Below are 11,692 nucleotides of genomic sequence, written 5' to 3'. Positions count from 1 at the left end.
CGCTTTCATCTCGGATATAGAATAACCGAGGATTCCCGCTTTAAATCCTAAAAAGAAAAAAGAGAGAAAACGCTTTTGCGCTTTCTCTCAGAGAATTAACAGTCTGTTTTGACTTCTTTCAGTTTTTCATCAATTACTTCTTTCGCATATTCGTCATCTTCGGCTTCCATGTCAAGATAAACAACCTCTCCGGTTTCAGAAATCTTTGCGATTACCTCGCCTTCTTCGTTGTCATCTCCTGTCTTCCAGGCATCCACGAGCCAGTACTTTTCTTCCTCATCAAAGAAATCGCACCGGATTTCAGTCCACCTGCTCTTCCTCCCGGTCCTCTCGTTCAGAAGTTTTCTGATTTCCTTAACCATCCCATGAACTTCAGCAGCCTCTCCTTTCTCGTATTTTTCGTATTCTTTTTCGCTCTGCTCATTCATGTTTGCAAAGTTTAGCCAGCCGATAGTATCAGCATAATAGCAGCCAAGGGTGTTTTCGCAAATGTCGTCTGCCCGCAGGTTTTCAAAATGTACCATGCCGCCAGACAGGTTTTCATCCAGAATATAGACATCGTAGTCTGAAATTACAAAAAGAAATGTTCCTTCGCCTTCTCTGTCATACATTACGGCAGCGGCGCCGGTCTGGAGATAAGTCAGGCACATCTTTAAGGTATCATACATCACATCTGTAAGATAACTTAACGCTGCATTGAACTCCTTCTCTTCGTCTGCAAGATGGAAACTGCACCATCCGTGTTTTGGAGTTGATAAGATATCTTTTTTACTCATTTTTATCTTCTCCTTTCTGACGTTTTGTAGCCTGCCATTGTTTAAACTCTTCGTAGTCATCTATAATATACTGGTATACTCTTTTGACAAATGGCATAATATAGTCTTTAACAACAAAAAACGGAATCATCAGCAACAAGAAGCTTCCGATTGTGTGACCGATTACATAAATTGTTTCAAAAGTACTCATATCTTGCTCCTTTCTTTACCAGATATCTGGTCTTCGTTCCCATATGCTTCCAGCTGTGGCTGTATACATTGTTAGAATTGCAGCAAAAGCATTTTCCAAGTCTTTTTCGCTTTTCTCTTTTTGTTTCTTTTCGTATTCTTCCAGTTTCCGAATCTGTGCCGGGGTTAATGACCGACGCCATTCGTTGTAGTTGTATTCCGAGAACCAGGAAACCGCATCCCATCCAAGGATGCAGTACCATTTTCGGCGATTACATTCAGCTTTCCAGGCCATACTTGCCCCTCCTTACACATCTTTTCCTTCCGCAAACGGCTTAATCATCACTTCTTCCACAAGCTCGCCGAATGCATTTTGCACAGGAATGCTTTCCGGAAATTCTTTCCATGCGGTATCAGCCAGTTTCTTCAGCCTTTCAAGAGTCGCAATCACCTTAACTTCGTCGAAGGCATCGTCACACATTGCGTGCAATTTAACACTTCTACCTGTCAGTGAAAAGGCATCTTTTCCGTGCCAGTCAGGACGCCGAATCCAGATTGTGTACCCGATTTTTCCATTTCCCCAGCTGTCAGAGCTGATTCTTTCATCGATATCCCACCATCCGGAATCGATAAACTCCTTTTTCAAGTTTAATATTGTCTGCATTTTTTGCTCCTTTCTTCGTGTGTATTTTTTAGTTTTACATATTTAATATGTGTGATTCTTGTGCAAAATAAAAACCCGAAGCGTTTACCTCGGGTTAAAATTTGCAGTATGAAAAAAATTACAACGCGACCTCAACCAAATTATTGTCGTCACTGGTCTTGTCTGTTTTATTCAAACATTTAACATCTACTCCACGATTTTTTATAGCAATATCATAAAGTTTGTCAATAAATCCCATGGCTTGAGTATGCAGCTCGTTTTGCAGAAGTTCACACTTCTCTCTCTCGGAATTATATTTTGCTTCCAATTCATTGGCCTTCTTTTTTAATTCCTCGACTTGACTCTTTAAGTCTTCTACTTCACTTACTTTTTGTGAGTAATTAGCCTTGTTCCCTCTGCCACGCGTATCAAGATACTCTACTGCGCGACTATCAAGGTATGTAGTTCTGCCCAGTTTATGTACATATTTTTCAAACACAGGGTTATTTTTTAACTCTTTATTTACTGTCCTTCTTACGCATTCGTAAGTTACCCCGCACCTCTTTGCGTAGTCTCTCATTGTCATTTTGTCCATATCTGTCATTTTTTTTGTTCCTTTCTTTTTGTTTTTACATATCCAATATGCAGGATTTTTCGCCGCAAAAAAAACACCACGCAAAAAACGTGGTGCAAATATCAGGCATATTCTCTTTTCAGCATCTCCAGCGTCTCGCATGCCGGGGTTCCCGGAACAACAATATCTCCATTATTGTTAACAAAATCTGGGCTGATGTCACTCAGCATTACAAAAATTGCATTTGTTCTTTCAGTTGGGATGCACTCCTTCAGAAATAACCACATTCTTTCCCAATAATTCTTCTGTGTTTAATTTACTCATATTTTTTTCTCCTTTCGGTCTCTGTTGTATTTTATACATACAACAAAATTAGCCATCCTTCTTTACAGATATCGCGTCCGCATCCTACGAAAGAAATTGAAACTCTTACGGAAACAGCATTTTCTGGATTCTTTAATGACACGGCCAAAATACTTCCTGTCTCGAGTTCATCCAGGAAATCATGCTGTTCTTCCGTCAGGTCATTGTAATCATCAAGAATGCAGCATTCGGTAAAATACGGTCTGTAGCACTCTTTCTGGATTGCGAAGTATTTTTCGTACTGTTTTGTCAAAGGCATTGATAACAGTTCTTCTTCGCTTTTTTCGAAAATCATGTCTGTTATCATTGCACAGTACGGCACGCCGTTAATAGTAATATTGCCGTCTTCATTTTTGTTGTCAACATCAAAATCGCCCATCATTACAAGAACGGCATCTTTTCCGTCATATGGAACGCAATCATCCAAAAAGCTCCACAGCTGGTCGTCTGGAGACATTGTAAGCATTTCTGCAACTTCCGGGTCATTGAGTGGATTGAGGTTTTTGTTGTTTTTCATAGTATTTTTCCCTTCTTTATTTGAAATTTTTATTTACAAAAGTAATATGTAGAAAAAATGCCATGTAGAAAAATTGCTGTTCAGTTATATCTCGCCTCATACTTTTCCTTATCCAGTGTCAGTCTCCGCAGCCCCTCTGCGAAGTCCTCCATCAAACAATCACATACTACAACCGGCGTCATCTCATCCACCGCATTATCCAGCAAATATCCATTGGAATCAATTAACACATATGAGGCCTTCATATCCGGCTCTACGACAATCTCCCGTCTTGTTGTTTCCATTCCTGCCTCTGCTGTCACTCCATCTTCTTTTCCTTTTCTGCCTCTATTTCTCTCTACAAACTCCTCGAATTCTTCATTCGAAACCTGAATATCCAGGTTTGAGAAGCTGTTATACTGAAACGGCTTCATCCTCAGTATTTTCCACCGGTCAGCGGCGATTTCGTCAATAAAATCAGACATCACTTCGTCTTTGTTCAACGCTGAAACGACAGTGTTAATCTTAATCCGGCATCCCGGCGCATACTTCCGAATTAGCTCGCAGAGCTCCACAATCTTACCGGCAGCTATCGGCTTCCCATTTTTGTTACATCTTCCAATCTTTCTGTTTGTTTCATCGTTAATACTGTCTACAGAAAATCCGATTGTCTCATACATCCAGGCGTAATTCTTAATCCATTCTTCATTCATCAGAGAGCCATTCGTGATGAGCGAAACTTTCACGCCTTTGTCTCGTATATATTTCGTCAGTTCCACCAGCCCCGGATACAGCATCGGCTCGCCACCGGCGATGTTAAATTCAGTCACATTTGCCCCGGCAATGCAATTGTCTATGATTTTCTTCCAGCCTTCCACCGGTAGCAGTTTTTTCGTTCCAAATTTAGAAAAACACTGCCGGCAACGGAAGTTGCAGGCCTCCAAAACATGAATGTTGATTTTGTATTTTGTTTCCATTATTTTTACCTCTTTTCTTTGTATATGTTTATCGCTTCGGATTTTTGCCGCGGCGAAATCAGGCAGGCAGACACTTGCACATATTCTGCGGCGGGCGGGTAATCGTTTTGCCATCTTCATATGTAAAACAGGAAACATCAAGCGGAGTATCGTATTTCTGAACATTTTCAAGCTTCAGCACGTAGTTGTAATAATGCTTCGGGTCTCCAGTCCATCCGATAAGCTTACGGTAAGCCGTAAAATCGCTGTCATTATACCACCACCCGACAGATGGCTTTTCTTTCTGCCTGCACCAGGTGATATACATCTGCTGCATTTTTTCAACTGAAAGGCCGTCAAGCTGCGGTAAACCTGAGGGCAGATATTCGGCATACAGTGTCACAAACACTTCTTTTACATCTGCCTGACCCACAACCTTTCCGGCTCCCCCGTTCTTCTTTGTCTCGTAGAAATATAAAGTATGGCTTCCGCCTTCCAGCAGCTCGTTTACAACCTTTCTGCGAAACTCTTCTGTTTTCATTCCGGAAAAGATTGCCTTTGTATATTCCGGATATATACTGAGAAGTATTTTTGCCATTATTTTTCATCCTTTCTTTTTTTTGTTGTTTATATAGGCCGGCAACCTTCCGTCAAGGCGCCTTCGGCGCCGGTCTCAATCTTATGGCTTCCAACATTTCGCTTTCTTTTTCTATTTATTTCTTTTTGTTCTTTATTTTTTTTCTTTTTGCTCCCCATATTCCATCTCGCCCCTTCTTCATCCAATATACCGAATTTTTATTTTTTCCGTATTTTTTTGCGGATTTCTGCACGAAAAACAGCACCCATTACTGGATGCTGTAAGTTTTCTTTTTTTGCGTTTTTTGTACAAAAGATTTTATGCATATTAATATTGAAATAATTAATGCACAACAAAGAAAGGAATGATGAAAATGAAAAAAAATTACAGTTCAATAGGTGAATGGGTAAAAAGAAACAGCGTATCATTTTTAGTAAGCGACGGTGTTTGCATGGATATCAAAGTAGAGCCAAATACGGAAGAGGTAGATTTTGGAGATTTATATGGCATACGTTTAAATTTTGATTGCAATAAAAAATCATTTCCAAGTGTTAAACGTTTAAGGTTTGGTGAAAGCAATGAACTATATATTAAATTTTCAAACACATTGTTTCCAAACGTAAGGGAAATCGTATCTACGAATCGGAAGTATCCTTCCGGAACAATGCTGATAAGAAAATTGAATGACGCAGAAAATCTTTTGCTTAATACCTTCTGCTTGGAAGAAGATGAACCACTGGATTTAAGAGGTATAACAGATATCGATGAAGATGCCTTAATTGGTTGCAAATCAAATCAGGTTATCCATACAGAAGACATAGTAAATGTTTCAGTTAAGGCATTTGAAAAATCTGGCCTGGCATGCATGAAAAAGCCTTTTGTTGACGGAGTAAAAATGGCCGGAACCATCGCATGCGATTTTAATAAAAACGCAGAAAAATATATAATCCCAAATTTCGCAACAGCAATGGCTACGTTTCTTGATTATAATATGGATGCAACTATGATTATAAAATGCAACAAGGCTTTCTTCAGGCGAGACATATTTTATTCTGTACCAAACAACTTAGTATTTATGGGCACAGACCATATGTCTGAAGCAAATGTAAAATACTTGAAGCGATATAATGCCAAAATTAGTTCAACTAATCCAGAATATACAACTATAAATGATATTGTATATACGAAGGATATGCGTAAAGTAGTCTCCTGCTTTTGCCACAAAATTGATGATGTAACTATAGAAGATGGAGTAGAAGAGATTGGAAATGGTGCATTTATTGATTGTCAAATTACCTCTGTAAAAATTCCTGAATCAGTCAAGAAAATAGGGGATGACGCATTCAGAAACTGCACAAAACTTACCATTATAGAAACTCCTGGCGCGTTAAGCGAACTTAATGATTATGTGTTCTATAATTGCGGAGCATTAGAAACAGTCAAAATAAATGAAGGGACAAAAACAATACGCGAAAAGGCGTTTATAGGAGCCCGCATAAAGAAACTGTTTATCCCATCTTCTTTCGAAGGATTTGACAAATATGGCTATATTAATGCACAGATAATTGTTTTTGCTTCAGACAATATTCCAGATAATATCGTTGAACGAACAGCTGCAACAAAAATAATCACACCATCTCACACGATTTATCTTCCAAACAGAGAGTCAATTACCAAGGAAATCAAAGACGAGATAAATTCTTTGCTGAATTCTCAGAAGACAGGATTTGCAGAGCCGCTTTATAAAACATTTGGAAAGAATCCAAAGCTCAAACGTACTCTTGCATTTCAGGAATATGAAGTCTTACCCAATGAAGAAACAAAGAAGTATTTAAAAAGAGCAGGAAAGGCCTTAGCGAAAGAATTTATTGATAAAAACGAAGCCAAAAACCTTACAAAATTAATACAGTATGATGTCTTATCTTCTAGTACATTAGAACAGATTCTGAAGGCAATAGACGAAATTGGTTATGTAGATTTGCTTGATGTCAAAAAACTCATTTTGGATAAGATTGGTAAAAGTTAAATTTGACGCTGTAAACTATGGTCGCCTGAAATTTTCAGGCGGCATTTTTTTGTGTGCATTGCAGCAAAAAAAACAGCATCCATCACTGGATGCTGTAAGTTTTCTTGTGCAGTTTTTTCTTGGCATATGACAATTGCACTTTTTGCATTGCTCCACTCGTATTCAGGAAGAGCCTTGCAAGTAGCTGTGCATATTCCTTTTTTAATATGCCGTAAAATGAAATGGAGTACTCATCGAAAACAGTCATTACTGGTTTCCCGGCTTTAGAACTCTTTCGGATGTAATGCTCTCCTGTCCACGGGACGGATAAGGGCTTGGAATTTTCTTTCAGCAGCTTCGTTCTTAAATTCAGAGCCGCAGCATCTGATGCATATGTCGTTTTTTTGCTGTACCCCAAATCGCAGCCATCCACTGTCTCCTCATCTTCAGCCGCAACTTTTTTTCTTGATATTTTTAATTCCTTAGCATGGATTTGAGCGTATTCCTCATAACAGGAATAATCAGACTCAGAAAAATTTGTTGTGACCTTGTATCCATTTTTCTGCATTTCTTTCTTGACTTCATCAGGGATACAATTTAGAAACTCCTGGACAAACTCGGTAAGAGTGAGTTCTTCTCTGTGAGAAACTTCTCTAAGCGGTTTGAATGCCTCATCTCTTTCAGCCTCTAACTTGGCGACATCTTCTTTTTGTGTTGTAGGACGCAAAGAAAGAAATTTCTTCTGTGCAACATATGCTGCTTTCAGTGCATTTCTGATATCTTCCGGAACCTCAGATTCATCAATATAAACCACATTCTTATCTCCGGCTTGTCTGCCTTCCACACCGAATTCTCCCGTTGTCACATATTCGTTGATAACTTTCATTGCCGGCTTTAAATCTTTAAATTCCGGAGGGTTTTCACGTTTAATTTCAATCCCGTATTCGTCCACTTCGTAATCATCTTTTAAAATTACAAACTGCATATTTAATTCCCCTTTCTTCGTATACAAAATTTATATTTACAACTGCAATATGCCGGATTCTTCCACACACGAAAAAACCGGCTTCATTTTTTATCGCAACAAAAAAAACAGCACCCATTACTGGATGCTGTAAGTTTTCTTGTGCAGTTTTTTCTTGATATTGCATACCTGCCATCGTTTCATACTTCCATCAGTGTTCAGAAACAACTTTGCCAGCATTTCTGCATATGCTTTTGTCATTATGCCGTAGAATGGAATGATATATTCATCATATACAACCATTACATGCTTCCCTGCTTTGATTTCTTTTTTGATATAGTTCTCTCCTTTCCACGGAACAGGTAAAGGTTTTGAATTTTCTTCCAACAATTTGATTCTCAGCTTCATTGCCTTAATGTCTGTCGTATAAGTGATTTTTCCATTGAATTCCAAATCACAAGTTTTGACCGCATCCTCATCATCTGCAGCTATTTTCTTTCGAGAGATTTTTAATTCTTTGGACGAAATCTTCGCAAACTCTTCATAACAGGAAAAATCCACATCAGAAAAATTCGTCATCACCTTATATTCGTTGTCAATTATCTCTTTTTTGATTTCATCAGGAACATGTTTAAAAAATTCCTTCACAAAATCTAAGAGTGAAATTTCGTCCTTATGCGAAAACTCATCAAGTGCTTTCATCGCATTATCATAATCAGCCCTCAGTCTTGCTGCTCCTTCTTTTGTCGTTCTGGATACAGGAGAAAGATATTTTTCTCTTGCTTCATAAGCTGTTTTCAGCACAGTCTTCACATCATCTGGAACCTCATTCTCATCAACGTGAACCACATCAGGACTATCGGCAGGCCTGATTGTCAGGCTGCATTCTCCTGTCTGCAAATATTCGTTGCATTCAGTAGCAATCTTATGTTTGATTTCAACTCCATATTGGTCCAACTCATACTCGTCTTTCAAAATTACAAACTGCATATTTAATTCCCCTTTCTTTGTATACAAAATTTATATTTACAATTACAATATGCCGGATTTTTCAACACACAAAAAAAACCGGCCGCATCTCTGCAGCCGGCAAATCAGGCATTATCTTGCAAATTTCTTTGCAAGTTCTTTTGCGTATTCTTTTGTCATGTCGTCTTCAATAGCAATCTCATACACCCCGGAATACCAGGTTGAGAACTTGTCTCCTGTCCACATGTAACTATTAATAGGCATAGATACCGGGAGCAGTTTTTCGTTCTTTTTGATGTCTTTTTTATATGCTTCCATCTCTTCAGCCTCATCACACATCATCCAGTTGCCGTCATACTCTTCATAAGCATACGGAATGTTCTTGTTGTATTTATACACAATCACATTTCTGATGATATAGATATGGTTGTCATCGTATCCAAGATTATACGGAGTGCTTCCAGCAGAATATCCATACCGTTTCATTGCATCTTTCACCCTGTCAGGCAGTGCTTCATAGAAAGCTTCAACAAACTCATTTTTACTGATTACACCTTTTGCATCACGCAGTTCCTTCATTATCGCGCATTCATCTTTCTCAAGTTCATTCAGCTGCTGCCTGATTTCTTTAAGGAATTTAGTACGCTTGTCTTCTACCTTTTTTCTTGCTGTGTGGTTTTTTGCAAGGTGTTCTAATGCAGTCCGGAGAGCCGGAGGTACATTTCTGGTGTTTTTGCAGTTTTCCGGAGACGGTGACAAATGCTTTACGCCAAGCTCGTCAATATACAGATTGTCTTCCACCTGAACCGCATATACATTTTTTTCATACACATTTAATTTGATTATTTTTGCCATTATTTTTTCTTCCTTTCTTGTTTTTTTCTTGTTTTGTATTTGCATCTACAATATGCCGGATTTTTGCCGGTAAAAAAATCTGGTCGAAATATAATTGCAAAAAAGCAGCCGGAAAATTCCTTCCCGGCTGCACCACATAACTTAATCAAATATTTTTTTAACTTTTTTTACGAATTTTCTCGCGTTGTCTCTGCTTGAAAACGTAAAATCGTCAATGTCTGGAAGAAGTACCTTCACATTAAAGTCATTGACTGTTGCGATTCCAGCCTTCTTTGCCTTGTCGATGAGCGCTTGGATTTTTTTTGTATACCTGAGATATACATGCTGGCATTTTTCATCCTGCTTAAAATTATAATCGCACCATCCAAGATACAGATATTCCGTTCCTGATTTTTCGGCGTATACGCTGCCTGGTGTAATATCGGCATCTTTAAGATTCTTCGTTCTTGAAACAACGTCATTCACTGACATGTCAGCATTCAGAAGATACTTTTTGACAATGCCATTTCGCTCTCTGATTACAAGCTTTGCTCTAGTCTTGGAGCAGAGTTCCATCTGGTCATAATCAACCGGTTCATGCCCAAATTCTGACCGTTCTGCAAAAATGCATAATTGAATACCGCAAGCATCAATATATGAACTGCTGTTTGCATTAATGTAAACATTCGCATAGCCAATACCATTAGAAAATACAGGAATTGTTTTGTCTGCCTGAAATGTCCCGTCTTTTTTTAATGGAATCTGATTGAATATATCTGAAGCAACTGTACCATTCATAATACCATATGCTACATCAATCATTTGGTCTACTTTCTGTTTGTACTGAACTCCAGTCAGCTTTGATTCCGGCATAACATTATTTCCGTAATATTCAGATGCCTTTTTTGCTGTATCTTTCCAACACTGGATGTTGAATTCATCCAGATAAACAGAAACCTTTCCATTTGTTATTTCCGGGTATTTCTTTCTACGCAAGAATGCAGATACCGCATAATCAGTACACCACCAACATGGGCCATTGTATTTACTGCCGTTTTCATATCCAAAAGAGGTTAAGAATTCGCCATCTTTAGGATTAAGAATTGCAACCTTTCCAGTTTTCTGATATGTATCAAATGTAAAATCCAGCAGCCATTCATCTCCAGTCATTCTTGTCAGCAAAAGATATTTTTCATTGTACTCATCAAAGAATTTTCTTAAAGATTCTTTAGTATCCTCCGCTGTGATTACCTTAACTCTTCCATTTTTTACGCAATCGTCTTTGATTTCAAAATACTCTTCTCTTGTCATAGTTTTCTTTTCCTTTCTTTTTTGGTGCTTTATTTTTACATTTTTAATTTGCTGGATTTTGTATCATGCAAAAAAAGAGACGACTAAGTCGTCTCTTTTGGGCTTACTGCTTGCCCTGCAAGTTTTTCAATGCAATATTCGGCAACGTGCACGTATACGAGCCGCTGCTTTCGTTTGGTCGTTTTTGTCATCGCATATATTTTATCAAGATAATAGTATTTTTCCTCTGGGTTAACGGTGACACCATCCACGTATTTTTTTATCGTTTCTTTTTCTATTTTGTATTTTTCTACAAGATGCTGAACGACTGCTTCTACTGCCTCGTTGTTAGATTTAACAAAACCTTCCAGCTTGATATATTTTTGCATTTTGTATCTCCCTTCTTTATTCTGGTTTACTACAATATGCAGGATTTTTGCCGGCAAAAAAAATGGTTAACAAAAAAAACAACAGTTGATTTTTCGTATGATTTGGCATGTGATTGACCGACGGGCAGCCAGAGGTTGATAACTCCCCGGCTTTGCCGGAGTCGTTACCAGATTCCGTTTCACTCCAATGACCGCGGCTTTTTCGCGAGGCCGGAAAGCGCCTCGCAGGACTAACACTATCCCTCTATCCCTTGTTACGGGGATTACCTTTAAAAAATATACTATGCAACAATTTTTGCTGTTGCTGACACCTCCCCGCCTTTTCTATCGGGTACACGGCCTTAAACATTTTACACATACAAGGTCTTTTGTATACAACGGCATATGTTTTTAAGTTTTATTCTGGCAAATGCCAGGTACAAGATTGTTCTTATCTTGTTACATATATAGTATGCCGAAAAAATATAGTTTTTGATGAAAAAAAGAAAAAAATATTTTTTAATTCTTTACGCTTACATCCGACGGACAACTAAATATGTAAATTTAAGCGATGCATATTTAGGTTGGCCGCGGTTTTACGCGTAATTATGATAATATAAGCCAACAAAGAAAGGTTCATACTTCGAACTTATCTGTGAACTTACCCACCGCTTGCTTACGCTGAAGCGGGGGCTTCCTGCCTAAACCG

14 protein-coding genes are annotated in these 11,692 nt (G+C 38.4%); 1 reads left to right on the top strand and 13 read right to left on the bottom strand.

All coding sequences use genetic code 11. The features are described 5' to 3' along the window. Positions 1–95: 95 nt before the first annotated feature. The 8 genes from LI091_RS17630 to LI091_RS17595 all read right to left on the bottom strand — a co-directional run bounded on the left by LI091_RS17630 (position 96) and on the right by LI091_RS17595 (position 4,574). Positions 96–776: a hypothetical protein gene (locus LI091_RS17630; protein ID WP_173734664.1), complete on the bottom strand. Its 681-nt coding sequence runs from the start codon at positions 774–776 to the stop codon at positions 96–98. Further along, complete coding sequence (locus LI091_RS17625) at positions 769–966, bottom strand: hypothetical protein (RefSeq protein WP_173734663.1); 198 nt, start codon at positions 964–966, stop codon at positions 769–771. The genes LI091_RS17630 and LI091_RS17625 overlap by 8 nt, the downstream gene beginning before the upstream one ends. Positions 967–981: 15 nt before the next feature. Then, complete coding sequence (locus tag LI091_RS17620; RefSeq protein WP_173734662.1) at positions 982–1,239, bottom strand: hypothetical protein; 258 nt, start codon at positions 1,237–1,239, stop codon at positions 982–984. Positions 1,240–1,251: 12 nt separating this feature from the next. Next, positions 1,252–1,608: a hypothetical protein gene (locus LI091_RS17615; protein WP_173734661.1), complete on the bottom strand. Its 357-nt coding sequence runs from the start codon at positions 1,606–1,608 to the stop codon at positions 1,252–1,254. 118 nt (positions 1,609–1,726) lie between these two features. Continuing rightward, positions 1,727–2,323 carry a hypothetical protein gene (locus LI091_RS17610; RefSeq protein WP_173734660.1) on the bottom strand — a complete coding sequence of 199 codons (597 nt, stop codon included), beginning with the start codon at positions 2,321–2,323 and terminating at the stop codon, positions 1,727–1,729. A 193-nt stretch (positions 2,324–2,516) separates the two neighbouring features. Beyond that, positions 2,517–3,041, bottom strand: a complete 525-nt coding sequence (locus LI091_RS17605) for a hypothetical protein (protein ID WP_173734659.1) — start codon at positions 3,039–3,041, stop codon at positions 2,517–2,519. A gap of 80 nt (positions 3,042–3,121) precedes the next feature. Beyond that, the gene (locus LI091_RS17600; protein ID WP_173734658.1) at positions 3,122–3,997 is read right to left on the bottom strand and encodes a viperin family antiviral radical SAM protein; all 876 of its coding nucleotides are present in this window, start codon (positions 3,995–3,997) and stop codon (positions 3,122–3,124) included. Between the two features lie 58 nt (positions 3,998–4,055). Continuing rightward, positions 4,056–4,574, bottom strand: a complete 519-nt coding sequence (locus tag LI091_RS17595; RefSeq protein WP_173734657.1) for a hypothetical protein — start codon at positions 4,572–4,574, stop codon at positions 4,056–4,058. 352 nt (positions 4,575–4,926) lie between these two features. Between LI091_RS17595 and LI091_RS17590 the strand changes: the two genes are divergently transcribed. Then, entirely contained in the window at positions 4,927–6,579 is a 1,653-nt protein-coding gene (locus tag LI091_RS17590) for a leucine-rich repeat domain-containing protein (RefSeq protein ID WP_173734656.1), read from the top strand. Between the two features lie 82 nt (positions 6,580–6,661). Here LI091_RS17590 and LI091_RS17585 read toward each other — a convergent pair whose 3' ends face one another. The 5 genes from LI091_RS17585 to LI091_RS17565 all read right to left on the bottom strand — a co-directional run bounded on the left by LI091_RS17585 (position 6,662) and on the right by LI091_RS17565 (position 11,004). Next, positions 6,662–7,543 (bottom strand): hypothetical protein, encoded by an 882-nt coding sequence (locus tag LI091_RS17585; protein WP_173734655.1) that lies wholly within the window; start codon positions 7,541–7,543, stop codon positions 6,662–6,664. Between the two features lie 117 nt (positions 7,544–7,660). After that, positions 7,661–8,512 (bottom strand): hypothetical protein, encoded by an 852-nt coding sequence (locus LI091_RS17580; RefSeq protein WP_173734654.1) that lies wholly within the window; start codon positions 8,510–8,512, stop codon positions 7,661–7,663. A 111-nt stretch (positions 8,513–8,623) separates the two neighbouring features. Beyond that, positions 8,624–9,346: a hypothetical protein gene (locus LI091_RS17575; RefSeq protein WP_173734653.1), complete on the bottom strand. Its 723-nt coding sequence runs from the start codon at positions 9,344–9,346 to the stop codon at positions 8,624–8,626. 141 nt (positions 9,347–9,487) lie between these two features. Beyond that, positions 9,488–10,636, bottom strand: a complete 1,149-nt coding sequence (locus tag LI091_RS17570) for a hypothetical protein (protein WP_173734652.1) — start codon at positions 10,634–10,636, stop codon at positions 9,488–9,490. Positions 10,637–10,719: 83 nt separating this feature from the next. Continuing rightward, positions 10,720–11,004 carry a hypothetical protein gene (locus tag LI091_RS17565; RefSeq protein ID WP_173734651.1) on the bottom strand — a complete coding sequence of 95 codons (285 nt, stop codon included), beginning with the start codon at positions 11,002–11,004 and terminating at the stop codon, positions 10,720–10,722. Between the last annotated feature and the right edge of the window lie 688 nt (positions 11,005–11,692).

Origin of the sequence: Blautia sp. MSK20_18 (assembly GCF_020553125.1) — a bacterium.
GTDB lineage: Bacteria > Bacillota > Clostridia > Lachnospirales > Lachnospiraceae > Blautia_A > Blautia_A fusiformis.
This window is presented reverse-complemented; position numbering and strand designations above follow the sequence as displayed.

Excerpts from the sequence above, each read along its gene's own strand:
- LI091_RS17610 (WP_173734660.1), bottom strand. The coding sequence starts at position 2,323 with ATGCGAGACGCTGGAGATGCTGAAAAGAGAATATGCCTGATATTTGCA.
- LI091_RS17605 (WP_173734659.1), bottom strand. The coding sequence starts at position 3,041 with ATGAAAAACAACAAAAACCTCAATCCACTCAATGACCCGGAAGTTGCA.
- LI091_RS17615 (WP_173734661.1), bottom strand. The coding sequence starts at position 1,608 with ATGCAGACAATATTAAACTTGAAAAAGGAGTTTATCGATTCCGGATGG.
- LI091_RS17570 (WP_173734652.1), bottom strand. The coding sequence starts at position 10,636 with ATGACAAGAGAAGAGTATTTTGAAATCAAAGACGATTGCGTAAAAAAT.
- LI091_RS17625 (WP_173734663.1), bottom strand. The coding sequence starts at position 966 with ATGAGTACTTTTGAAACAATTTATGTAATCGGTCACACAATCGGAAGC.
- LI091_RS17595 (WP_173734657.1), bottom strand. The coding sequence starts at position 4,574 with ATGGCAAAAATACTTCTCAGTATATATCCGGAATATACAAAGGCAATC.
- LI091_RS17620 (WP_173734662.1), bottom strand. The coding sequence starts at position 1,239 with ATGGCCTGGAAAGCTGAATGTAATCGCCGAAAATGGTACTGCATCCTT.
- LI091_RS17590 (WP_173734656.1), top strand. The coding sequence starts at position 4,927 with ATGAAAAAAAATTACAGTTCAATAGGTGAATGGGTAAAAAGAAACAGC.
- LI091_RS17600 (WP_173734658.1), bottom strand. The coding sequence starts at position 3,997 with ATGGAAACAAAATACAAAATCAACATTCATGTTTTGGAGGCCTGCAAC.
- LI091_RS17580 (WP_173734654.1), bottom strand. The coding sequence starts at position 8,512 with ATGCAGTTTGTAATTTTGAAAGACGAGTATGAGTTGGACCAATATGGA.
- LI091_RS17575 (WP_173734653.1), bottom strand. The coding sequence starts at position 9,346 with ATGGCAAAAATAATCAAATTAAATGTGTATGAAAAAAATGTATATGCG.
- LI091_RS17585 (WP_173734655.1), bottom strand. The coding sequence starts at position 7,543 with ATGCAGTTTGTAATTTTAAAAGATGATTACGAAGTGGACGAATACGGG.
- LI091_RS17565 (WP_173734651.1), bottom strand. The coding sequence starts at position 11,004 with ATGCAAAAATATATCAAGCTGGAAGGTTTTGTTAAATCTAACAACGAG.
- LI091_RS17630 (WP_173734664.1), bottom strand. The coding sequence starts at position 776 with ATGAGTAAAAAAGATATCTTATCAACTCCAAAACACGGATGGTGCAGT.